At 35.9% G+C, this 326-nt stretch carries 1 protein-coding gene; it reads right to left on the reverse strand.

Annotated features, from left to right (window positions below; genetic code table 11):
- On the reverse strand, positions 1-326 hold a 326-nt coding region (locus DW103_RS18465; protein WP_233545671.1), incomplete at both ends, for a 6-bladed beta-propeller.

A 326-nucleotide genomic window follows, 5' to 3' on the forward strand; every position in this document is an offset into this window, starting at 1 on the left:
GTAAGGTTATTCATATAACCGATATAGAGGGAATCATTCAATCGGTAAGGGTTTGATATTCCCACAACTAAACCATCCTTTGCAATATCTGGTAGGGCCACTTTATCCTCCACCTTATTGCTTTCAATATTTATACCTATCCACTTATTACCTCGAGTGGCATAAATAAGTCCTTTTTCCTTATAGAAATTACCGGCACTACTAAGCATATAATATTCATCCGGCCCACCTCCTTGTTTTCCAATATTATGTATAAATTGTCCACTCTTCCTGTCAAACAGACAAGCATTATTGAAGGTATTCGACAATATTACATAATCATTCGT

The organism is Parabacteroides sp. AM08-6, from assembly GCF_003473295.1.
Classification (GTDB): Bacteria; Bacteroidota; Bacteroidia; order Bacteroidales; family Tannerellaceae; genus Parabacteroides.